We start from the raw sequence: 21,591 nt of genomic DNA on the forward strand, positions 1-21,591 counted from the left end.
ATGGATATGCACACTGTGGTGGTGGGGACGTCCGGGGTGACCGCGTCCGACGTTCTCGCCGTGGCGCGTGGCGGGGCCCGGGTCGAGCTCTCCGAGGGGGCGGTCGCGGCGCTGGCCGCGGCGCGGGAGATCGTGGACGCGCTGGCCGCCAAGCCCGAGCCCGTCTACGGCGTCAGCACCGGCTTCGGGGCCCTGGCGACCCGGCACATCAGCCAGGAGCTCCGGGCCCAGCTGCAGCGGAACATCGTGCGGTCGCACGCGGCGGGGCTGGGGCCGCGGGTGGAGCGGGAAGTCGTACGGGCTCTGATGTTCCTGCGGCTGAAGACCGTGTGTTCCGGGCATACGGGGGTTCGGCCCGAGGTCGCGCAGACCATGGCCGACGTGCTCAACGCCGGGATCACTCCCGTCGTGCACGAGTTCGGGTCGCTGGGGTGTTCCGGGGACCTCGCGCCGCTTTCCCACTGCGCTCTCACGCTGATGGGGGAGGGCGAGGTCGAGGGCCCGGACGGGGTCGTGCGGGGCGCCGGCGAGCTGCTGGCCGAGGCCGGGATCGAGCCCGTCGAGCTGCGGGAGAAGGAGGGGCTCGCCCTTCTCAACGGCACCGACGGCATGCTCGGGATGCTGGTGATGGCTCTGGCCGATCTGGACATGTTGTACAAGTCCGCTGACGTCACGGCCGCGTTGAGCCTTGAGGCGCTGCTGGGGACCGACAAGGTGCTCGCGCCCGAGCTGCACGCCATCCGGCCGCATCCGGGGCAGGGGGCCAGCGCCGCCAACATGCTTGCCGTACTGAAGGGTTCGGAGCTCACCGGGCATCATCAGGACGATGCGCCCCGGGTTCAGGACGCGTACTCGGTGCGGTGTGCTCCGCAGGTCGCCGGGGCCGGGCGGGACACCATCGCGCATGCGCGGGTGGTGGCCGAGCGGGAGCTCGCCTCCGCCGTCGACAATCCCGTCGTACTGCCCGATGGGCGGGTGGAGTCCAACGGGAACTTCCATGGGGCGCCTGTCGCCTATGTCCTGGACTTTCTCGCCATCGCCGTCGCTGATCTCGCCTCGATCGCCGAGCGGCGGACCGACCGGCTGCTCGACAAGAACCGGAGCCATGGGCTGCCGCCGTTCCTCGCCGACGACGCGGGGGTGGACAGCGGGCTGATGATCGCGCAGTACACGCAGGCCGCGCTGGTGAGCGAGATGAAGCGGCTCGCCGTGCCCGCCTCGGCCGATTCCATTCCCTCGTCCGCCATGCAGGAGGACCACGTCTCCATGGGGTGGTCGGCCGCGCGCAAGCTGCGTACCGCCGTCGACAACCTCTCGCGCGTGGTCGCCGTCGAGCTGTACGCCGCCACCCGGGCCATCCAGCTGCGCGAGGGGCTGACCCCGGCGCCGGCCTCGCAGGCGGTCATCGACGCCGTACGGGCCGCGGGTGTGCAGGGTCCGGGGCCCGACCGGTTCCTGGCGCCCGACCTCGCGGCGGCGGACGCGTTCGTGCGGGGCGGGAATGTCGTGGCCGCGGTGGAGACCGTCACCGGGCCGCTGCGGTAGGCGTCAACCGCCGTCAGAAGCCGAGGCGTTCGCGGCGTACCGAATAGACGATGAAACCGGCACCCAGCGTGAGGAAGAGGGTGCCGCCGACGACGTACGGAGTCGTGTCGATGCTTCCCGTGTCGGCGAGTTCGGTGCCGTCCACGGACGGTGCCGAGGACTCCTGCGTCGCCGGCCTGGCCTGCGTCGTCGCGGTCGCCGAGGGCTGGTCTCTCGCCGGGGTGTCCTGGGTCGCGTTGGCGGACGGGACGAACCACAGGGCGCCCAGCAGGGTGCCTGCGGCGGTGGCGGTCAGCAACGGACGGCGAGCGGATGACACGGAATATCGATCCCCTTGTGGCGCTGGCGAATTGGCCGTGTGGAGCGATGTTAGTGAAAGGCGCGGGTCACGGGAAAGTCACGGGAGGTTTGAGCCTTACGCTCGCGCCATGAGTAATGAAGAGACGTCCCAATTTGTCCGGCTTCGGGTGGAGCTTGTCGTTGAAGTCGAGGACGCGGACGCCGTCACCAAGGCGGCGCTGCGGCGGATCGCCGACGAGCCCGATATGCCGGCCGATGAGCGGGTACACGCCGAGAACGCTGTGACGGAAGACACCGCGGAGGCCCTCGCGCATCTCGTCGACCCGTTCGACCTGGTCAACGAGGTGCCGGGGGTGGAGCTCGCACAGGCCTCCTGGTCGAGCGAGCCGGTCGACTACGACCCCGATTCGCCGGACTGGGACCTGGACGAGGATGATGTCGAAGAAGATGACGAGGAGGACGGCGTCGGCTGAGCGGCTTGGGGAAATCGTGACCCCGGGTGGCAACCGCCGTCCGGGGTTTCGTCGTCTCAGGGGTGCGCACCGACCGACATCGACGTCATTCGCCCCGGCGAACGTGGTGTGCCCCACACATCCCAGGAATGTGGAACGGGCGGGACCGGTCGTAGCGTTGAAGTTCGTTGACGGCTGTAGTTGTGGCAACGATGGAGAAGCGTGTGATGACGAACAGTAAGCGGCGCAGGGGCCTCGCGGCCGCGTCCGCACTGCTCGGCGGGGTTCTGGTGCTCTCGGCCTGTTCCGGCGGCGGCGACGACAAGTCCTCCGGCAGCGGGAACGACACCTCGCAGGCCAAGGCCGACGAGGCGGCGGCCAAGAAGTCCTCCGAGGCCGACATCAAGATCACGCCCAAGGACGGCACGGACAACGCCTCCATCAACAACTCCGCCGCGGTCACCGTCAGCAAGGGCACGCTCACGAGCGTGAAGATGACGACGGCGAGCGGTACGGCGGTCGCGGGCGCGCTGTCCGCCGACAAGACCAGCTGGAAGCCGAGCGCCCAGCTGGAGCGCTCGACCACCTACAAGGTCACCGCCGAGGCCAAGGACTCCAGCGGTCTGGTCGCGCACGAGAACGCCTCGTTCACCACGGTCTCGCCCGCCAACAGCTTCATAGGCAACTTCACGCCCGAGGACGGCTCCACCGTCGGCGTGGGCATGCCGGTGTCGATCAACTTCGACAAGGCGATCACCAACAAGGCCGCGGTCCAGAAGGGCATCACGGTCTCCTCCAGCAGCGGCCAGGAGGTCGTCGGGCACTGGTTCAACGCCAACCGCCTCGACTTCCGCCCCGAGGACTACTGGAAGGAGAACTCCACCGTCACGCTGAAGCTCGCGCTCGACGGCGTCGAGGGTGCCTCCGGTGTCTACGGCGTGCAGCAGAAGACGGTCACCTTCCACATCGGCCGCAACCAGGTCTCCTACGTCGACGCGAAGACCAAGCAGATGAAGGTCACGCAGGACGGCCAGACCATCAAGACCATCCCGATCTCGGCCGGTTCGCCGGAGAACAAGACGTACAACGGCATCATGGTGATGTCCGAGAAGTTCAAGGAGACGCGCATGAACGGCGCGACCGTGGGCTTCACCGACGACGACGGCAAGGGCGAGTACGACATCAAGGACGTGCCGCACGCCATCCGGCTCACCAACTCCGGCACCTTCCTGCACGGCAACTACTGGGGCGCGAAGTCCATCTTCGGCTCGGTGAACACCAGCCACGGCTGTGTGGGCCTGTCGGACACCAAGGGCGCCAACGACACCGGGACGGCGGGCTACTGGATGTACAGCCACTCGATCATCGGTGACGTCGTGGTCGTCTCCAACACCGGCGACAAGACAGTCCAGCCGGACAACGGCCTCAACGGCTGGAACCTCAGCTGGGCCGACTGGAAGGCCGGTTCGGCCGTCTGAGCCACCGGTACCTCACAGCTTTCCGATGCCGCCCCCAGGGGCGGCATCGGTGTTTCTGGGGTCGGCCACAGCCTTCTCATGCATCTCTTATTTCGGCCTTATCCAGTCATCACGCGCCGTCCCTACCTTGCGGCCATGTTCTTCACCTACCTGAGGCGCGAACTGCGCCGCCGCAGAAAGGCGGCCCTCGTCGTCGCCTCCGGGCTCGCGCTGGGAATCGCGCTGGTCATCGTGGTCAGCTCCGTGTCGTCCGGCATGGGCAAGGCCCAGGACAAGGTCCTCCAGTCGCTCTACGGCCTGGGTACGGACATGACGGTCAGCAAGGCCGCGACGCCCACCGCGGGCAGCTCGCAGCAGCCGCGCTTCCAGTTCGACGCGCAGAACAACGACTCGTCGAAGACGCAGAGCAGCGACCGGGTCCGGGTGCAGGGCTTCACCACCCTCGCCTCCTCGACCGTCACCAAGGTCGCCGACCAGAAGGGCGTCGCCACCGCGGTCGGCGGGCTGAGCCTCAACGTGACGAAGATCAGCGGCCAGTTCACCCGCGGCCAGTTCCAGCAGAACCAGCAGAGCGGGAACGGCGGCGGCCAGAACGGTGGCGGGCAGAACGGCGGCGGCAACGGCGCGCCGCAGGGCGAGGTGCAGGGCGGTGGCGCCAACTTCGACGTCAACCAGTACAGCGTCTACGGCACCGACGTCACCAAGTCCGACATCGGCCCGCTGACCTCCTCGAAGATCACCAGCGGCCGCACCTTCAAGACGACCGAGACCAACTCCAAGGTGCTGGTGGCCGACTCGGCGTACGCCAAGGAGAAGAAGTACAAGGTCGGTTCGACCGTCACCATCAACAGCGTCAAGTACAAGATCATCGGCATCGCCACGGCCACCAGCGGTGACTCCGCGGCCAACCTGTACATGCCGCTGAAGCAGGCCCAGACGCTCGCCGACGAGAAGAACAAGGTCACCACGATCTACGTAAAGGCGACCGACTCCAAGCAGATCTCGGCCGTCAAGTCGACCATCCAGAAGAACGTCTCGGGTACGACGGTCACGACCTCCGCCGACCTCGCCGACACCGTCTCCGGCTCCCTCTCCACCGCGTCCTCGCTCGCGACGAACGTCGGCAAGTGGCTGTCCATCGCGGTGCTCGTGGCCGCGTTCCTGGTCGCCGGTCTGCTCACCTCCTCCGCGGTCTCCCGCCGGGTGCGCGAGTTCGGCACGCTGAAGGCGCTGGGCTGGAAGTCCGGCCGGGTGACCCGGCAGGTCGTCGGCGAGGCGATGGTGAACGGGCTGCTCGGCGGTGCGCTGGGCATCGCGCTCGGCCTGGGCGGCGCGTACGTCGTCACCAGCATCAGCCCCACGCTGCAGGCCCAGTTGGGCGGGGGCGGCGGCAACGGTGGTGGCGCCGGTGGCGCCGGTGGCCCCGGTGGGGGCGGCTTCGCCGGCCCGGGCCGGCAGGCGGCGAAGACCCTCGAGGTGGCCCTCACCGCCCCGGTGAACGTGACGACGATCGTCCTGGCGGTGGGCCTGGCGGTTGCGGGTGGCCTGATCGCGGGTGCGTTCGGCGGCTGGCGGGCGTCGCGACTGCGTCCGGCGGACGCGCTGCGGCGTGTCGAGTAGTCGACCCCAACTTCCTTACGCATCCCAGGAGTCACGCCATGTACGAACTCAGAAACGTCACCAAGCGCTACACCCGGGGCAAGGACACCGTCCACGCCCTCGACGGTGTCGACCTGTCCATCGCCGACGGCGACCGGCTCGTCATCCAGGGCCCGACCGGCGGCGGCAAGTCCACGCTGCTGCAGATGCTCGGCGGGCTCGACCGGCCCACCGAGGGCGAAGTCGTCCTGGACGGCACCGACTTGGCGAAGCTCTCCGAGGCCAAGCTGACGCGCGTCCGCAGCGAGAACATCGGCTTCGTGTTCCAGTCCTTCAACCTCATCCCGACGCTCACCGCCCAGGAGAACGTCGAGACCGCCCTCGTACCCCTCGGAGTGAAGACCAAGGAGCGACGCGAGCGGGCGGCCGAGGCACTGACGTCGGTCGGTCTCGGCGAGCGGCTGGGACACCTGCCCGGCGAGATGTCCGGCGGCCAGCAGCAGCGTGTCGCCATCGCGCGGGCCCTGGTGAAGCAGCCGAAGGTGCTGCTCGCCGACGAACCCACCGGAAACCTCGACGAGTCCATGCGCGACGAGATCATGGACGTACTGGAGCGGATGTGGAAGGAGCTGGGCCTGACCTTCATCATGGTCACCCACGACTCCGCAATCGCGAAGAAGGCCCCGCGCCTGGCCACGATCCGCAAGGGCAAGCTGACCGTCAAGGAGAACGCGGGGGCGTAACAACGCGGATCGGTAACGGCTTTCTGATGGGGCTGTCACAGTCCGGAAGGTGCTTCTCTTACCTTCTTCTCATCTCTTGAGGCGTCTGATCACCCCTCGGCATACTGCGTATTCCGGGGGGTGTACGCGTTTGCGTGCTAGACCGCCCCCGGCTTCATCTCCAGGGGGAGACTTGCGCAGACAAGTGAAAAGGGCATGCGCCGCGTCCGTCGCGACCGCGGCGGCCGTGGCCCTGGCGGCGGGCATGACCGGTCCGGCGTCGGCCAAGACGGAGCAGCCGGCGGCTGCTTCACACGCTCAGCTCTCGTCCAAGCACCGCATCACCCTGATCACCGGCGACCGTGTGCTGGTCGACGCGAAGGGCCGGGTCGTCGGCCTGGAGCGGGCGAAGGGGCGCGAGCACATACCCGTCCAGGTCCGCAAGGCCGACGGCCACACCCTCGTGGTGCCGGCCGACGCGGCCCGCCTGGTCGCCACCGGCAAACTCGACCAGCGCCTGTTCGACGTCACGGAGCTCAACAAGGCCGCGACCCGTAAGTCGCAGGCCAAGGGCCTGAAGGTGATTGTCGGTTACGCCGGCGCGGCGACGGGCACCAAGGCCGACGTCCGTGACGCGGGCACTCTGCGTCGCACCCTCAAGTCCCTGAACGCGGACGCCGTCCAGACCCCGGTCAAGGAGACGCCCGAGCTCTGGGACGCCGTCACCAACGGCGGCAGGACCGCCTCCGGCATCGCACACGTCTGGCTGGACGGCACCCGCAAGGCGAGCCTCGACAAGTCCGTCCCGCAGATCGGCGCGCCGAAGGCGTGGGCGGCCGGCTACGACGGCAAGGGCGTCAAGATCGCCGTACTGGACACGGGAGTCGACGCCACCCACCCCGACCTGAAGACCCAGGTCGTCGAGTCCAAGAACTTCTCCACCGCCGCCGACGCCACCGACCACTTCGGTCACGGCACGCACGTCGCGTCCATCGCGGCGGGCACCGGCGCCAAGTCCGGCGGCAAGTACAAGGGTGTCGCACCCGGCGCCAAGATCCTCAACGGCAAGGTCCTCGACGACACCGGCTCCGGTGACGACTCCGGCATCCTCGCCGGCATGGAGTGGGCGGCCGAACAGGGCGCCGACGTCGTCAACCTGAGCCTCGGCGGCCAGGACTCGCCCGGCATCGACCCCCTTGAGGCCGAGGTCAACAAGCTGTCCGAGGAGAAGGGCATCCTCTTCGCGATCGCGGCGGGCAACTCCGGCCCGGAGTCGGTCGGTTCGCCCGGCAGCGCCGAGGACGCGATCACCGTCGGCGCGGTCGACGACAAGGACGTGCTGGCCGACTTCTCCTCGACCGGCCCGACCGTCGACGGTGCCATCAAGCCGGACGTCACCGCCCCCGGCGTCGACATCACCGCGGCGGCCGCCCCGGGCAGCGTCATCGACCAGGAGGTCGGCGAGAACCCGCCCGGCTATCTGACCATTTCCGGTACGTCGATGGCGACGCCGCATGTGGCGGGCGCGGCGGCGATCCTGAAGCAGGAGCACCCGGACTGGAAGTTCAGCGAGCTGAAGGGTGCGCTGACGGGCTCGGCGAAGGGCGGCAAGTACACGCCGTTCGAGCAGGGTTCGGGCCGTATCGCGGTCGACAAGGCGATCAAGCAGACCGTGATCGCCGACCCGGTGTCGGTGAGCTTCGGTGTGCAGCAGTGGCCGCACACCGACGACACCCCGGTCACCAAGCAGCTGACGTACCGCAACCTCGGTACGAAGGACGTCACGCTGAGTCTGGCCGCCACCGCCACCGACCCGAAGGGGCAGGCGGCTCCGGCGGGCTTCTTCAAGCTCGGCGCGACCAAGGTGACGGTTCCGGCCGGCGGCAAGGCCTCGGTGGACGTGACCGTCAACACCAAGCTCGGCGGCACCCTCGACGGCGCGTACTCGGCGTACGTGACGGCGACGGGCGACGGCCAGACCGTGCGGACGGCCGCTGCCGTGCAGCGTGAGGTGGAGTCGTACGACGTCACCATCAAGCACATCGGCAAGGACGGGCAGCCGACCCCGGACTACAACACCATCCTGCTCGGCTACTCGGGTCTCGCCGAGAACCGCGGCTACCAGGTGCCGGTCGCGGCCTCGGGCACGACGACCCTGCGCGTGCCCAAGGGCAAGTACCTGCTGGACGCCTGGATCGCCAAGGACCTCGTCAACTTCCAGGGCGGCATCGACTGGCTGGTCCAGCCGAGCCTGAACGTCACCAAGAACACCACGGTGACCATCGACGCCCGCAAGACCAAGGCGGCCGACATCACGGTGCCGGACGCGGCGGCCGAGCAGCAGCTGGGCATGATCGGCTACGTCTACGACCCGGCGTTCATCGGCATCTCCTTCGGCGCGCAGTCCTTCGCCGACATCCGGATGGCGCCGCTCGGCGGCGAGGTCTCCGGCCTGCACCAGACCTGGAACGGGCAGTGGACCAAGGGCGACAAGGCCGAGTACGACGTGGCCACCACCGGCGACGTCAAGAAGGTGCAGGGCGACAAGGTCCGGCACTTCAAGGCGAGCGAGCTCGCCACGGTGAAGAACAACATCGGGTCCGGCGCCGCGGGCAAGACCGGCGCGCTGCTGCCGGTGGGCGAGTTCCCCGAGGACGTCGTCTTCGGCACCGGCGTCGAGCAGAAGCTGCCGGGCAGCCGCACCCTGTACCTCTCGACCTCCGACAAGATCAAGTGGAGCTGGGACTTCCAGCAGTACAAGGGCCATGACGCGCAGGGCTTCCCGGTCGCGGACGCGTTCTACACGCTGGGCGACTCGCAGCTGTTCAAGGCGGGTCAGAGCTACAAGAAGACCTTCAACACCGCGGTCTTCGGCCCGCACCTGAGCACGTACTACGGGCTCTTCCGGGACGGCAACAGCATCTACGGCTATCTGCCGCTGTTCTCCGACGGGGCCGGGCACGCCGGTTCCTCGGACTTCGGCAAGGTCGTCACCACGCTCTACCGCAACGGCACCAAGGTCGGCTCCAACGACGACCCGCTGTTCGGCGCCAAGGAGTTCGTGGTGCCGTCCGCCGATGCCGCGTACAAGCTGACCACCTCGGTCAAGCGGAGCGCGAACATCGCCGGGGCCTCCACGCAGATCAACGCGAGCTGGGAGTTCCGTTCCAAGAAGCCCGGCACCGGCACCGTGACCACGCTGCCCGCGTCCATCGTCCGCTTCAAGCCCGCCATGGGCCTGGACAACAAGGTCGAGGCCGGCAAGACGGTCAGCATCCCGGTCGTCGTCGAGGGCGCCGCCAAGGGCAGCAACCTCAAGTCGCTTACGGTGACGGTCTCCTACGACTCCGGCAAGACCTGGAAGAAGGTCTCCGTGGTCGGCGGCAAGATCAAGGTGAAGAACCCGGCGAAGGGGAAGTCCATCTCCTTCCACGCCCAGATCACCGACAAGAAGAACAACAAGTCGGCGCTCTCCATCTACAACGCGTACTACGGCAAGTAGCAAGGCTGTCAAGGGAAGTGGGGGATCCGAGTGCGACAGGTCTGTAACGGCTTTCCAGTGGCCGCGTAACAGACGTGAAGTCCGTCTCTCATCCTTCTCTCATCTCTTGAGGCGCGTGATCACCCCCCGGCATACTGCGTATTCCGGGGGGTGCACACGTTCATGTGTGCGAGACCTCCCTCGGCCGGGTGAACGGGGATATTTCACCCGGAACTTCAGCTAGGGGGAGTTTTGCGCAGACAAGTGAAAAGAGCGTGCGCGGGCACGATCGCCGCTGCGGCGGCCGTGGCTCTCGCGGCGGGCATGACCAGCCCGGCGCAGGCGACGGCCGAGAAGACGAGCGTCGCCGTCTCCAAGGCCGCGTCCTCGAAGCTCACCGTCAAGCACCGCATCACGCTGATCACGGGTGACCGCGTCGCGGTCGACGCCAAGGGCCGCGTCGTCGGCATCGAGCCCGCCAAGGGCCGCGAGAACATACCCGTCCAGATCCGCAGGGCCGACGGCCACACCCTGGTCGTACCCTCCGACGTCGCCCGCATGATCGCGACCGGCAAGGTCGACCAGCGGCTGTTCGACGTCACCGAACTGAGCAAGGCGGCGACCCTCAAGTCCCAGGCCAAGGGCCTGAAGGTCATCGTCGGCTACAAGGGCGCCGCCGCGGCCGCGAAGTCCGAGGTCCGCGACGCCGGCACGCTCCGCGAGAACCTGAAGGCGCTCAACGCGGACGCGGTGCAGACGCCGAAGCAGGACGCGCCCGAGCTGTGGGACGCCGTCACCAACGGGGACAAGACCGCCTCCGGCATCGCGCACGTCTGGCTCGACGGCGTCCGCAAGGCGAGCCTCGACAAGTCCGTGCCGCAGATCGGCGCGCCGACCGCGTGGGCCGCCGGCTACACCGGCAAGGGCGTCAAGATCGCCGTCCTGGACACCGGCATCGACGCCACCCACCCGGACCTCCAGGGCCAGGTGATCGGCGAGAAGAACTTCTCCACGGCCGCCGACGCCACCGACCACTTCGGCCACGGCACCCATGTCGCGTCCATCGCGGCCGGTACGGGCGCCAAGTCCGGCGGCAAGTACAAGGGTGTGGCCCCGGACGCCAAGCTGCTCAACGGCAAGGTCCTCGACGACAGCGGCTACGGTGACGACTCCGGCATCCTCGCGGGCATGGAGTGGGCGGCCGAGCAGGGCGCCGACGTCGTCAACCTGAGCCTGGGCGGCGGCGACACCCCGGAGATCGACCCGCTCGAGGCCGAGGTCAACAAGCTGTCGGAGGAGAAGGGCATCCTCTTCGCCATCGCCGCCGGCAACGAGGGCGACTTCGGCGACCAGACCATCGGCTCCCCCGGCAGCGCCGCCGACGCGCTGACCGTCGGCGCGGTCGACGACAACGACAAGCTGGCCTCCTTCTCCAGCCGCGGCCCCGGCCTCGACGGCCAGATCAAGCCCGATGTCACCGCCCCCGGCGTCGACATCACCGCGGCGGCAGCCCCGGGCAGCGTCATCGACCAGGAGGTCGGCGAGAACCCGCCCGGCTACCTGACCATCTCCGGTACGTCGATGGCGACCCCGCACGTCGCGGGCGCCGCGGCGCTGCTCAAGCAGCAGCACCCGGACTGGAAGTTCTCCGAGCTGAAGGGTGCGCTGACCGGTTCCGCGAAGGGCGGCAAGTACACGCCGTTCGAGCAGGGTTCGGGCCGGATCGCGGTCGACAAGGCGATCAAGCAGACGGTCATCGCCGACCCGGTGTCGGTGAGCTTCGGTGTGCAGCAGTGGCCGCACACCGACGACACCCCGGTCACCAAGCAGCTGACGTACCGCAACCTCGGTACGAAGGACGTCACGCTGAAGCTGACGTCGACCGCCACCAACCCGAAGGGCCAGGCGGCACCGTCCGGCTTCTTCAAGCTGGCGGCCACCACGGTCACCGTCCCGGCGGGCGGCAAGGCCTCCGTGGACTTCACCGTCAACACCAAGCTCGGCGGCACGGTCGACGGCGCGTACTCCGCGTACGTGACGGCGACGGGCGACGGCCAGACCGTGCGGACGGCCGCGGCCGTGCAGCGCGAGGTGGAGTCGTACGACGTCACGCTGAAGGCCATCGGCCGGGACGGGAAGCCGACCAAGAACTACAGCGCCCTGCTGGTCGGCGTCTCCGGCCTCGGCAAGGACAAGTTCTACGCCCCGTACGACGAGTCCGGCACCGTCAAGGTGCGCCTGCCCAAGGGCCGTTACGTCCTCGACAGCAGCGTCTTCGTGGACCCGGAGGACGCCACCAAGGGCATCGACTGGCTGGCCCAGCCGAAGCTCGACGTCACCAAGAAGACGACGGTCACGCTGGACGCGCGCACCGCCAAGCCGGTCGACATCACCGTGCCGGACGCGGCCGCCAAGTCCGAGTTCGCGGCGCCGGGTTACGACGTCGAGGTCGGCGACTCCGGCTTCGGCTTCGGCTGGTTCCTGAACACGTACGAGGGCTTCCGCTCGAAGGGCCTCGGCCCGCAGATCACCGACGGTTCGCTGACCCAGTCGTGGGACGGCCACTGGTCCAAGGGCGCGAGCGAGGAGTACGACGCCACCACCGGCGGCGTCGTCAAGCAGCTCGCCACCGGCTACACCAAGCACTGGAAGGCCGCGGACCTGGCCACGGTGAACGTCGGCCTCGGTGCCTCGGCGAGCGGCAAGAAGGGCTCCGTCACCGCGATGGGCTGGCTGCCCGGCGTCAACAGCGCCTCCGGGATCTCCATCCCGCAGACCCTGCCCGGCGTCCGCAAGCTGCACCTGTCCGCCGCCGGCGGGGTGAAGTGGAACCTGGACTTCGAGCAGGACGGCGGCGTCGACGCGGACGGCTTCCCGATCGCCGAGGCGTACTACACGATCGGCGCGCCGCAGACGTTCAAGGGCGGCAAGTCCTACTCGAAGACGTTCAACACGGCCGTCTTCGGCCCGCACCTGAACTCCGAGTTCGGCCTCTACCGCGACGGCAACGACATCTACGGTGTCGTCCCGCTGTTCGCCGACGGCAAGACCCACTCGGGCTCCTCGCTCTTCTCGTCGGTCGTCACGACGCTCTACCGCAACGGCACCAAGGTCGGCTCCAACGACGACCCGCTGTTCGGTGAGAAGGCGTTCAAGGTGCCGTCCGCGGACGCCGCCTACAAGCTGACCACCTCGGTCAAGCGCAGCGTCAAGGTCGCCGCGGCCTCCACCCGCATCGACGCCACCTGGGAGTTCCGCTCCAAGAAGGCCGACCTCGCCAAGCTCCCCGCGTCCACGGCCCGCTTCGACGCGAACACGGACCTGGGCAGCAAGGTCACGGCCGGCCAGACCAAGAGCATCCCGGTCGTCGTCGAGGGTGCCGCCAAGGGCAGCAACCTCAAGTCCCTCGCGGTGTACGTGTCGTACGACAACAAGACCTGGACGAAGGTCTCCGTGGTCGGCGGCAAGATCAAGGTGAAGAACCCGGCGAAGGGGAAGTCCATCTCCTTCCGCGCCAAGATCACCGACAAGAAGAACAACAAGTCCTCGGTCACGATCTACAACGCCTACTACGGCAAGTAGCCCGCGGGCGCGTTGAGCGCTGAGCGAACGGCCCACCGGAGGTGCAGCCTCCGGTGGGCCGTCCGTGTTTGTGTGGGCCCATGACCACCGAGACCGTCGAATACATCCGGTACCGCGTCCCGCAGGACCGCTCGGCGGAGTTCCTGGCCGCCTACACCCGCGCCGCCGCCCAGCTGGCGGCGGCACCGCAGTGCGTCGACTACGAACTGGCGCGCTGCGAGGAGGACTTCGAGCACTTCGTCCTGCGCATCGTCTGGACGTCGACCGAGGACCACGTCGAGGGCTTCCGCAAGTCGGAGCTGTTCCCCGCGTTCTTCGCGGAGATCCGGCCCTACGTCGAGAACATCGAGGAGATGCGGCACTACAAGCCGACGGTGGTGCGGGGGACCGGCTCGTCGGTGCCGTCGCTGTACACCTGGGCGGGCGGCGCGGACGCCTTCTCCCGCCTGACCTCGGCGTTCTACGACAAGGTGCTCAAGGACGACCTGCTGGCCCCGCTCTTCGCGGACCTGGCCCCCGACCACGCCGAGCATGTCGCGCTCTGGCTCGCCGAGGTCTTCGGCGGCCCGCCCGCCTACTCCCTCACCCAGGGCGGCCACGGCCACATGGTCGCCAAGCACTTCGGCAAGCACATCACGGAGCCCCAGCGCCGCCGCTGGGTCAACCTCATCCAGGACGCGGCGGACGAGGCGGGCCTGCCGACGGACGCAGAGTTCCGCTCGGCGTTCCTGGCGTACATCGAGTGGGGCACGAGGCTGGCCGTCCACTTCTCCGCCCCGGACGCCAAGCCGCCGGCCGAGCAGGCGGTGCCGAAGTGGAACTGGGGGGCTATGCCGCCGTATCGGGGCTGACGGAGGTCTTCCCCGAGCGCGTCGCGTCCGCGCCCCAACTGGCCAGCAGGCGCAGGGCGTCCGCCGAGGCGGAGCCCGGTTCGGCGTGGTAGATGACCAGGCCCTGGTCGCAGTTGTCCGGTGGGCGGAAGGACTCGAAGTTGAGGGTCAGCTCGCCGACCAGGGGATGGCGCAGGCGCTTGACGCCGTGGCCCTTCTCCTTGACGTCGTGCGTGGCCCACAGCCGCCGGAACTCCTCGCTCTTCACGGAGAGTTCGCCGACCAGGGCGGACAGCCGGGGGTCGTCGGGGTGGACGCCCGCCGCCATCCGCAGGTAGCTGACCATGTCGCTGGCCTTCTGGTCCCACTCCACGAACAGTTCGCGGTACTCCGGGTTCAGGAACACCAGCCGCGCCCAGTTCCGCTCCTGCACCGGCATCCGCGCCCAGTCGCCGAACACGGCCGCGGCCATGCTGTTCCAGGCGAGGATGTCGCAGTAGCGCCCCGAGATGTACGCCGGCACCCCGTCCAGCGTGTCCAGCAGCTGCCGCAGCGACACCCGCACCTGCTCCGGCCGACTCGGCGCCTTCTTCTTGTTCTGCTTGGGCTTCGCCAGATGGGTGAGATGGTCGTGCTCGGTGTCCGTCAGCCGCAGCGCCCGCGCGATCGCGTCCAGCACCTCCGCCGACACGTTCCGCCCGTTGCCCTGTTCCAGACGCGTGTAGTACGCCACCGAGACGCCCGCCAGCTGCGCCAGCTCCTCGCGCCGCAGGCCCGGCACCCGCCGGTGCCGCCCGAAGTCGGGCAGCCCCACGTCCTCCGGCTTCAGCCGCGCCCGCCGGGTGCGCAGGAACTCGCTCAGCTCGGCACGCCGGTCCAGGGCCCCGCCGGTCCCCTCGACGGCGTCCTGTACGAGGTCGGGCTGTTCGTCCATGTGTCCAGTATTCACGGTCGTACGAACACGAGCCTGCCCCCGCCAGTAGTAGGAACACCGGACGTACGCAGAAGCGTGGGCTGGGTGACCCCTTCGCGGACCGGCAAGCTGGACGTCGTGCCCGGTCGGAAGGCAGCCGGGCGCGCACCTTCCACGAGGAGAACTCCGGCATGACCACCGTCGCCGCTTACGCCGCCCCCGCCGCCAAGGCTCCGCTGGAGCGCACCACCATCGAGCGCCGCCCGGTCGGCGAGTTCGACGTCCTGATCGACATCAAGTTCGCCGGCATCTGCCACTCCGACATCCACCAGGCCCGCGAGGGCTGGGGCGAGGCGATCTTCCCCATGGTCCCGGGCCACGAGATCGCGGGCGTCGTCTCCGAGGTCGGCCCCGGCGTCACCAAGCACGCCGTCGGCGACCGGGTGGGCGTCGGCTGCCTCGTCGACTCCTGCCGCGAGTGCGAGCACTGCAAGGCCGGTCTGGAGCAGTTCTGCTCCGGGGGCGCCGTCGGCACGTACAACGCGGTCGGCAAGGACGGGCAGCCCACCTACGGCGGGTACTCCGAGAAGATCGTCGTCGACGAGAACTTCGTCGTCCGTATCCCCGACGGCCTCTCCCTCGACGTGGCCGCCCCGCTGCTGTGCGCCGGCATCACCACGTACTCCCCGCTCAACCACTGGAACGCCGGCCCCGGCAAGAAGGTCGCCGTCGTCGGGCTCGGCGGCCTCGGTCACATGGCCGTCAAGATCGCGCACGCCATGGGCGCCGAGGTGACCGTCCTCTCCCAGTCGCTGCGCAAGAAGGAGGACGGCCTCAAGCTGGGCGCCGACCACTACCACGCCACCAGTGACCCGAACACCTTCAAGGAGCTGGCCGGCACCTTCGACCTGATCGTGTCGACCGTCTCCGCCCCGATGGACTTCGGCGCACTGCTGTCCCTGGTCAAGGTCGACGGCGCCCTGGTGAACGTCGGCGCCCCCGAGGAGCCGATCTCCCTCAACCTCTTCTCGGTGATCGGCGGCCGCAAGACCCTCGCCGGCTCCCCGATCGGCGGCATCGCCGAGACCCAGGAGATGCTGGACTTCTGCGCCGAGCACGGCATCGGCGCCGAGATCGAGCTGATCCGCGCGGACGAGGTCAACGAGGCGTACGAGCGGGTCGTCGCCAGCGACGTCCGCTACCGCTTCGTCATCGACAACGCGACCATCTGACCGAGTTCCCCCCGCCCTGAGGGCCCTGGAGGCGCACTCCTCCGGGGCCCTCAGCGTGCCGCCGTCCGCCGCCCCAGCAGCCACAGCAGATACGGCCCACCGACGAGCGAGGTGAGCGCGCCGACGGGGATCTCCAGCGGCGGCAGCAGCGTACGGGCGGCCAGATCGGCCCCGACCAGCACGACCGCGCCGGTCAACGCGCTGCAGAACAGCGGCAGTTGAGCGGTACGGGTGATCCGCCGGGCCAGCTGCGGCGAGGTCAGCGCCACGAACCCGATCGGCCCGCCGGCCCCGGTCGCGACGGCGGCGAGCACGACGCCGAGCCCCGTGAGCCCGAGCCGCACACGATCCACCCGCACACCGAGCCCGGCGGCGGTGTCGGCATCGAGCCCGAGCGTCCGCAGCGCCCAACTGGCCCACACCAGCGCGGGCACGGAGGCGAGCAGCACGACGGCCAACGGCTCCGCCTGCTCGTACCCCCGCCCGTTGAGACTCCCGGTGAGCCACAGCTTGACCTGCTCGGCTGCTTCCAGCTCACTGTCGGCGAGATACAGCTGCACGACGGCACCCAGCGCGACCCCGATCCCAACACCGGTGAGCACGAACCGACTTGCCTGCATCCCCTGCCGCCAGGCGAGCACGTACACGAGCATGGCGGCCGCGAGCCCACCGGCGACCGACACGACGGGCATGGCCCCGGGACTGCTCACGACCCCGGTGGCAAGCGCCACCACAGTCGCGGCAGCGGCCCCATGCCCGACCCCGATCACATCAGGACTGGCAAGCGGATTCCGGGTGACGCTCTGCACGAGGGCCCCGGAGAGCCCGAGGGCAGCTCCGACGAGAGCGCCGACGAGGATACGGGGGACGCGGAGTTCGTTGACGACGAGTTCGTGGGGCCCGGTCCCGGTACGGAGGGTGTGCCAGACCTGGCCGGGGGAGACGTAGATCTGGCCCAGAGAGGCGGAGACGACCATGAGGAGGACGAGGAGAGCGAGGAGAAGGGTCCCGGTCAGGGCGGACCGACGGTGAAGGAGCAGGGAGGCACGGGCCGAGGGCCGAAAAACAAGGTGCGACTTCACAGCCGACGGCCGCTGCCACCCCCCAGGGGCGCGGGGCTGTGTTGGATTTGCGGCTACCGCCGCGCGGGCGCGACCAGCCCCAACGAACCCGCACACGCCCGACAACCTTTCCTGGCACCCCCGACGCGTCACGCCCCCGCACCCCTCCGCCGCACCAGCACAACCAACACAGGCACCCCCACCAGCGCCGTCATAACCCCCGCCGGCACCTCCGCAGGAGCCCGCACAACCCGCCCCACCACATCCGCCCCCACCAACAACCCAGCCCCCAGCACGGCAGACAACGGCAGCACCCCCCGATACCCTCCACGCCCACTCCCGACCCGCCGAGCCAGATGCGGCACAGCAAGCCCCACAAACGCGATCGGCCCCGCCGCAGCCACAGCGGCAGCGACCAGCAGCGTCGCCCCCAGCGCAGCCACACCCCGCACCACCGGCACCCGATGCCCAAGCCCCCGAGCCGTCTCATCGCCGAGGGCCAACGCATCCAGCCCGCGAGCACACGCGAACACCAGCCCCGCCCCCACCACCAAAAACGGCAGCATCGATACGACGACCCCCGCGTCCCGCCCGCTCAACGACCCCACCTGCCAGAACCGGAACTGATCCAAGGTCGCCGAACTCGACGTCAGAACAACCGTCGTCCCACCCGCGGTCATCGCCGACAACGCCGTCCCCGCAAGCGCCAGCTTCACCGGCGACGCCCCACCCCGCCCCCGCGAAGCAACCCCGTACACCAGACACGCGGCGACGACGGCCCCGCCGAACCCGTACCAGACGTACCCGCCGAACCCGTCCGCGATCCCGAGCCCGATGGCCAGTACGACCCCCGCCGCAGCGCCCTGGCTCAGCCCCAGGATCCCGGGATCGGCCAGCGGATTCCGGGTCACCGCCTGCAGCGCCGCGCCCGCGACCCCCAGCGCGGCCCCTGCCGTGAGCCCCACCTCGGTCCGCGGCAACCGCAGCGACCGTACGACCAGCGCGTCCGGCGACGCCCCGCCGTGCAGCAGGGCGTCGAGCACGGCGGACGGCGGGACGGGACGCGTACCGACGGCAAGGCTGAGCAGCACCGCGACCCCCACCGCGGCGACGGCCGCCGGCCAGACCAGGCGTCGGCTCACTTGCCGAGGTGCTCGGCGAGCTGTCGTACGACCAGACGTGCGGCGGTGGGACCGGCGTTGAGGTACCAGGGGTCGTCGTCGACCTTGACGGCGTGGCCGGCCTCGACCGCCTTCATGGACTTCCACAGCGGCCCGGCGACCACTCCCCCAGAGGGGGTGCCCCCAGCCGCGTCCGTCTTGTCGGCGTCGCCCTGCACGGAGTAGAAGATCCAGTCCCCGTCGGCCTTGTCGATGCTCTCCGCGCCGATGTCCTCCGAAATGGCCGAGAACCGCTGGGACTTGGGCCGCTCCAGCCCCATGTCCACGGCGATCGACCCGGTGAAGGACGAGACGCCGAACATCCGCGTGCGGTCGGGCGTGAAGCGGAGCATCGAGACGGTCGGGTCGCCCTCGACCGCCGCGCCCTTCTCCTTCGCGTCGGCAACGATGTCATCGAGCAGTTCCCGGGCCGCCTGCCCCTTGCCGACCGCGTCGCCGACGAGCAGCAGGTCCCGCTTCCAGTTGATGCCGTTGCCCGCGGTGATCACGGTCGGCGCGATCTTCGAGAGCTTGGGGTAGAGGTCGCCGAGCGAGTCGTTGGCGAGGATGAGATCGGGCTTGGCGGCGGCGAGGGACTCCAGGTTGGGCGCCTGCCGGGTGCCCGCGTCGGTCATCGCGGCGAGCTTCGACTTGTAGGCGGGGAAGGCGTCCGCGAGGTAGTCGGGGACCAGACCGGCGTTGTCGGCGCGGGTGCCGGCCGTCGGCACGATCCCGAGGGAGAGCAGGTCGTCGAGCTGGCCGGTGCTGAGCACGGCGATCTTCTCGGGCGCGGCCTTGACGGTGGTGCTGCCCTCGAAGTGCTTGACGGTCCGGGGAAAGCTCCCGTCGGTCTCCTCGTCGGAACCCATCCCGTCGGCGAGGGCGCTGGGCGCGGCGGACGGCCCTTCGCTGGCGCCGATGACCTGGTTGCGGGCCCCGTCCGCCTTCGTCTCCCCACCATCCCCGCTGCCGGACGACGAGCAGCCGGTGAGCAGCCCTCCCACGACGGTCGCGGCCAGCACGGCCTTCATTCCCACTGCACGCACAGCACTGCTCCGATCGTTAGCTAAGGCAAGCCTTACCTTAGCCGGTCGTCGGAGTATGTTGGTCATGAGGAGGCCCACACGATGACCGTGCAGCTGAACCACACCATCGTCGCCGCATACGACAAGAACACGTCGGCCCGGTTCCTCGCCGACATCCTGGGCTTGGAAGTGAGCCCGCAGTTCGGCCCCTTCATCCCCGTCGAGATCCCCAACGGCGTGACGCTCGACTACATGGACACGACCGGAGACATCACACCGCAGCACTACGCGTTCCTCGTCTCCGAGGACGACTTCGACACCATCTTCGCCCGCATCCAGCAGGCCGGCCTGACGTACTGGGCCGACCCGTACCACCACCGCACCGGCGAGATCAACCACAACGACGGCGGCCGCGGCACGTACTTCGACGACCCCAACGGCCACAACCTGGAAATCCTGACGAGGCCTTACGGCAGCGGAGACTGACGGGACCGGTCACACACCTCTCCGCCCACCATGACGACATCCATCCTGGTCAGGGGCGGTACGGGCACACGGATTCGTGTACGACGCCCCCGTCCCGCTGTCCTCCCTTCCCTTCCCGGCGAGTTCGCGCAGCGCCCGCGCGGACGGGGAGCCGGGGTCCGCGGTGATCAGGACGACCTCCTGGTCGTCCTCGGGGACGAGGAGGACGTCGCAGTTCAGGCGGAGGGGGCCCACGGCGGGGTGGTCGACGGTCTTGGTGCGGTGGCCGGGTGCGTGCACCGGCCGGCTCTCCCACAGGTGCCCGAACTCCGGGCTGCCGGTGTGCAGTTCGGCCAGTTGGGCGGCGAGCGCGGGGTCGTGCGGATAGCGGTCGGCGGCGCGCCGCAGCCGGGCGACGACGATCCGCCCGAATTCCTCCGTGCTCGAACTGCCGTACATCCGCCCCTCGTTGAGGAAGCGGCGCCGGGCGAGATTGGTGGTGCCGAGTCCGAGGTCGCCGCCGAACAGGCTCTGCGCGAGGGGGTTCCAGGCGACGAGGCCGTATGCCGCGTCGGTGACGATCGCGGCGGTCTCCGGCAGCCGCTCCAGCATCCGCACCACATGCGGCCGCACCTGCCGTACCGGCCCGGCGCCGGGCGGAGTGGCGGACCCGGCGAGGCGGAAGAGGTGATCGCGCTCGGCGGGGCTGAGCCGCAGCGCCCGGGCGAGGCCGTCCAGGATCCGGGCGGACGGTCTCGGTCCGCGGGCCTGTTCCAGCCGTACGTAGTAGTCGACCGACATGTGGGCCAGCTCGGCGAGTTCCTCGCGCCGCAGCCCGGGCGTGCGGCGCCGCGGATCACGGTCCGGCAGGCCGAAATCGTCCGGCCGCAGCCCGGCCCTGCGCTCCCGCAGAAACCGCGCCAACTCCTGCCTGGCCATGCCCTGCCTCCTCACTGCACTGCCTGGTACAGGCCGTCCCTGGCAGCGGGAGGCGCCCAGGACGACCGTGGCTCTCATGAACGAACGAACAGCACTCGTCACCGGTGCCAACAAGGGAATCGGCCTGCATATTGCGAGGCGCCTTGCGGCCGAGGGCTTCACGGTCCTGGTGGGCTCGCGGGACGCGGAGCGCGGGAAGCGGGCGGTGGCGGAGATCGGCGACGCGGCCCGGCCGCTGCTCCTGGACGTGAGGGACGCGGAGAGCATCGCGGTGGCCGCGGCGCAGGTGGACAGCCTGGACGTCCTGGTCAACAACGCCGGCATCAACCCGTCCCTGGCCCCGCCGACGGAGTCGGACGCGGCCGAGTTCCGCCGGGCGTACGAGACGAACGTGGTGGCCGTCCTGGAAGTGACCAACGCCTTCCTCCCGGCCCTGCGCCGCTCCCCGCACCCCCGGATCGTCAACATCTCCAGCGGTACGGCATCCCTGACCTGGAGCACGCACCCCAACCCCCAGTTCACACCGGGCCTCCCGGGCTCCGCCGCCTACCGAGCCTCCAAGACGGCCCTCAACACCCTCACCCTCCTCTACGCCCAGACCCTCGCCGAGGAGGGCTTCAAGATCAATGCCCTGGCCCCGGGCCGCCGCGCCACGGACCTGGTCCCCGGCGCGAAAACCTCCGGCGGCGATCCGGCGGAGGCGGCGGACGGCGCCGTACACCTGGCCCTCCTCCCGGACGACGGCCCGACGGGGCAGTTCTTCTCGTGGGACGGGACAGGGGTGCCGTGGTGAGGGGCGGAGAGGCG

At 69.5% G+C, this 21,591-nt stretch carries 17 protein-coding genes; 11 read left to right on the plus strand and 6 right to left on the minus strand.

Going from position 1 to position 21,591, the window contains the following annotated elements; translation table 11 throughout:
- Positions 1-6 precede the first annotated feature (6 nt).
- Positions 7-1,545, plus strand: a complete 1,539-nt coding sequence (hutH, locus tag ABZ848_RS36620; RefSeq protein ID WP_360839174.1) for a histidine ammonia-lyase — start codon at positions 7-9, stop codon at positions 1,543-1,545.
- A gap of 13 nt (positions 1,546-1,558) precedes the next feature.
- Here the strand turns inward: hutH and ABZ848_RS36625 are convergent, their stop codons facing one another.
- The gene (locus tag ABZ848_RS36625; protein ID WP_360838966.1) at positions 1,559-1,864 is read right to left on the minus strand and encodes an LPXTG cell wall anchor domain-containing protein; all 306 of its coding nucleotides are present in this window, start codon (positions 1,862-1,864) and stop codon (positions 1,559-1,561) included.
- A gap of 109 nt (positions 1,865-1,973) precedes the next feature.
- Here ABZ848_RS36625 and ABZ848_RS36630 point away from each other — a divergent pair, with 109 nt between their 5' ends.
- The 7 genes from ABZ848_RS36630 to ABZ848_RS36660 all read left to right on the plus strand — a co-directional run bounded on the left by ABZ848_RS36630 (position 1,974) and on the right by ABZ848_RS36660 (position 14,010).
- A complete protein-coding gene (locus tag ABZ848_RS36630) occupies positions 1,974-2,318 on the plus strand; it encodes a hypothetical protein (protein ID WP_360838967.1) in 345 nt (114 codons plus the stop codon).
- A 191-nt stretch (positions 2,319-2,509) separates the two neighbouring features.
- Positions 2,510-3,775 (plus strand): Ig-like domain-containing protein, encoded by a 1,266-nt coding sequence (locus ABZ848_RS36635; RefSeq protein WP_360838968.1) that lies wholly within the window; start codon positions 2,510-2,512, stop codon positions 3,773-3,775.
- A gap of 135 nt (positions 3,776-3,910) precedes the next feature.
- Positions 3,911-5,395 (plus strand): FtsX-like permease family protein, encoded by a 1,485-nt coding sequence (locus ABZ848_RS36640; RefSeq protein ID WP_360838970.1) that lies wholly within the window; start codon positions 3,911-3,913, stop codon positions 5,393-5,395.
- Between the two features lie 38 nt (positions 5,396-5,433).
- On the plus strand, positions 5,434-6,117 hold the full coding sequence (locus ABZ848_RS36645; protein ID WP_360838971.1) for an ABC transporter ATP-binding protein: 684 nt from the start codon (positions 5,434-5,436) through the stop codon (positions 6,115-6,117).
- A gap of 184 nt (positions 6,118-6,301) precedes the next feature.
- Complete coding sequence (locus ABZ848_RS36650) at positions 6,302-9,598, plus strand: S8 family peptidase (protein WP_360838973.1); 3,297 nt, start codon at positions 6,302-6,304, stop codon at positions 9,596-9,598.
- 243 nt (positions 9,599-9,841) lie between these two features.
- Positions 9,842-13,159 carry a S8 family peptidase gene (locus ABZ848_RS36655; RefSeq protein ID WP_360838975.1) on the plus strand — a complete coding sequence of 1,106 codons (3,318 nt, stop codon included), beginning with the start codon at positions 9,842-9,844 and terminating at the stop codon, positions 13,157-13,159.
- A gap of 80 nt (positions 13,160-13,239) precedes the next feature.
- Positions 13,240-14,010, plus strand: a complete 771-nt coding sequence (locus ABZ848_RS36660) for an antibiotic biosynthesis monooxygenase (RefSeq protein WP_360838976.1) — start codon at positions 13,240-13,242, stop codon at positions 14,008-14,010.
- On the opposite strand, the gene ABZ848_RS36665 is transcribed toward ABZ848_RS36660, so the two are convergent.
- On the minus strand, positions 13,988-14,923 hold the full coding sequence (locus tag ABZ848_RS36665; protein ID WP_360838978.1) for a helix-turn-helix transcriptional regulator: 936 nt from the start codon (positions 14,921-14,923) through the stop codon (positions 13,988-13,990). The two genes, ABZ848_RS36660 and ABZ848_RS36665, sit on opposite strands and share 23 nt — an antisense overlap.
- Before the next feature lie 170 nt (positions 14,924-15,093).
- Between ABZ848_RS36665 and ABZ848_RS36670 the strand changes: the two genes are divergently transcribed.
- The gene (locus tag ABZ848_RS36670; RefSeq protein WP_360838979.1) at positions 15,094-16,134 is read left to right on the plus strand and encodes an NAD(P)-dependent alcohol dehydrogenase; all 1,041 of its coding nucleotides are present in this window, start codon (positions 15,094-15,096) and stop codon (positions 16,132-16,134) included.
- Positions 16,135-16,184: 50 nt separating this feature from the next.
- On the opposite strand, the gene ABZ848_RS36675 is transcribed toward ABZ848_RS36670, so the two are convergent.
- Genes ABZ848_RS36675 through ABZ848_RS36685 form a run of 3 tightly spaced genes read right to left on the minus strand, consistent with a single transcriptional unit; the run spans position 16,185 to position 19,386 of the window.
- The gene (locus ABZ848_RS36675) at positions 16,185-17,312 is read right to left on the minus strand and encodes an iron ABC transporter permease (protein ID WP_360838981.1); all 1,128 of its coding nucleotides are present in this window, start codon (positions 17,310-17,312) and stop codon (positions 16,185-16,187) included.
- Positions 17,313-17,344: 32 nt separating this feature from the next.
- Positions 17,345-18,337, minus strand: a complete 993-nt coding sequence (locus tag ABZ848_RS36680) for an iron ABC transporter permease (protein WP_360838983.1) — start codon at positions 18,335-18,337, stop codon at positions 17,345-17,347.
- On the minus strand, positions 18,334-19,386 hold the full coding sequence (locus ABZ848_RS36685; protein WP_360839176.1) for an iron-siderophore ABC transporter substrate-binding protein: 1,053 nt from the start codon (positions 19,384-19,386) through the stop codon (positions 18,334-18,336). Before ABZ848_RS36685 ends, ABZ848_RS36680 begins: the two co-directional genes overlap by 4 nt.
- 96 nt (positions 19,387-19,482) lie before the next feature.
- On the opposite strand from ABZ848_RS36685, the gene ABZ848_RS36690 reads away from it, so the two are divergent.
- The gene (locus ABZ848_RS36690; RefSeq protein WP_360838985.1) at positions 19,483-19,866 is read left to right on the plus strand and encodes a VOC family protein; all 384 of its coding nucleotides are present in this window, start codon (positions 19,483-19,485) and stop codon (positions 19,864-19,866) included.
- Positions 19,867-19,875: 9 nt separating this feature from the next.
- Here the strand turns inward: ABZ848_RS36690 and ABZ848_RS36695 are convergent, their stop codons facing one another.
- Positions 19,876-20,784 carry a helix-turn-helix transcriptional regulator gene (locus ABZ848_RS36695; protein WP_360838987.1) on the minus strand — a complete coding sequence of 303 codons (909 nt, stop codon included), beginning with the start codon at positions 20,782-20,784 and terminating at the stop codon, positions 19,876-19,878.
- A gap of 76 nt (positions 20,785-20,860) precedes the next feature.
- Between ABZ848_RS36695 and ABZ848_RS36700 the strand changes: the two genes are divergently transcribed.
- Positions 20,861-21,577: an SDR family oxidoreductase gene (locus ABZ848_RS36700; RefSeq protein ID WP_360838989.1), complete on the plus strand. Its 717-nt coding sequence runs from the start codon at positions 20,861-20,863 to the stop codon at positions 21,575-21,577.
- Positions 21,578-21,591: the final 14 nt, after the last annotated feature.

The organism is Streptomyces sp. NPDC047081 (assembly GCF_040643775.1).
Taxonomy (GTDB): domain Bacteria; phylum Actinomycetota; class Actinomycetes; order Streptomycetales; family Streptomycetaceae; genus Streptomyces.

Excerpts from the sequence above, each read along its gene's own strand:
- hutH (WP_360839174.1), top strand. The coding sequence starts at position 7 with ATGCACACTGTGGTGGTGGGGACGTCCGGGGTGACCGCGTCCGACGTT.
- ABZ848_RS36630 (WP_360838967.1), top strand. The coding sequence starts at position 1,974 with ATGAGTAATGAAGAGACGTCCCAATTTGTCCGGCTTCGGGTGGAGCTT.
- ABZ848_RS36635 (WP_360838968.1), top strand. The coding sequence starts at position 2,510 with ATGGAGAAGCGTGTGATGACGAACAGTAAGCGGCGCAGGGGCCTCGCG.
- ABZ848_RS36640 (WP_360838970.1), top strand. The coding sequence starts at position 3,911 with ATGTTCTTCACCTACCTGAGGCGCGAACTGCGCCGCCGCAGAAAGGCG.
- ABZ848_RS36645 (WP_360838971.1), top strand. The coding sequence starts at position 5,434 with ATGTACGAACTCAGAAACGTCACCAAGCGCTACACCCGGGGCAAGGAC.
- ABZ848_RS36660 (WP_360838976.1), top strand. The coding sequence starts at position 13,240 with ATGACCACCGAGACCGTCGAATACATCCGGTACCGCGTCCCGCAGGAC.
- ABZ848_RS36665 (WP_360838978.1), bottom strand. The coding sequence starts at position 14,923 with ATGGACGAACAGCCCGACCTCGTACAGGACGCCGTCGAGGGGACCGGC.
- ABZ848_RS36670 (WP_360838979.1), top strand. The coding sequence starts at position 15,094 with ATGACCACCGTCGCCGCTTACGCCGCCCCCGCCGCCAAGGCTCCGCTG.
- ABZ848_RS36685 (WP_360839176.1), bottom strand. The coding sequence starts at position 19,386 with ATGAAGGCCGTGCTGGCCGCGACCGTCGTGGGAGGGCTGCTCACCGGC.
- ABZ848_RS36690 (WP_360838985.1), top strand. The coding sequence starts at position 19,483 with ATGACCGTGCAGCTGAACCACACCATCGTCGCCGCATACGACAAGAAC.
- ABZ848_RS36695 (WP_360838987.1), bottom strand. The coding sequence starts at position 20,784 with ATGGCCAGGCAGGAGTTGGCGCGGTTTCTGCGGGAGCGCAGGGCCGGG.
- ABZ848_RS36700 (WP_360838989.1), top strand. The coding sequence starts at position 20,861 with ATGAACGAACGAACAGCACTCGTCACCGGTGCCAACAAGGGAATCGGC.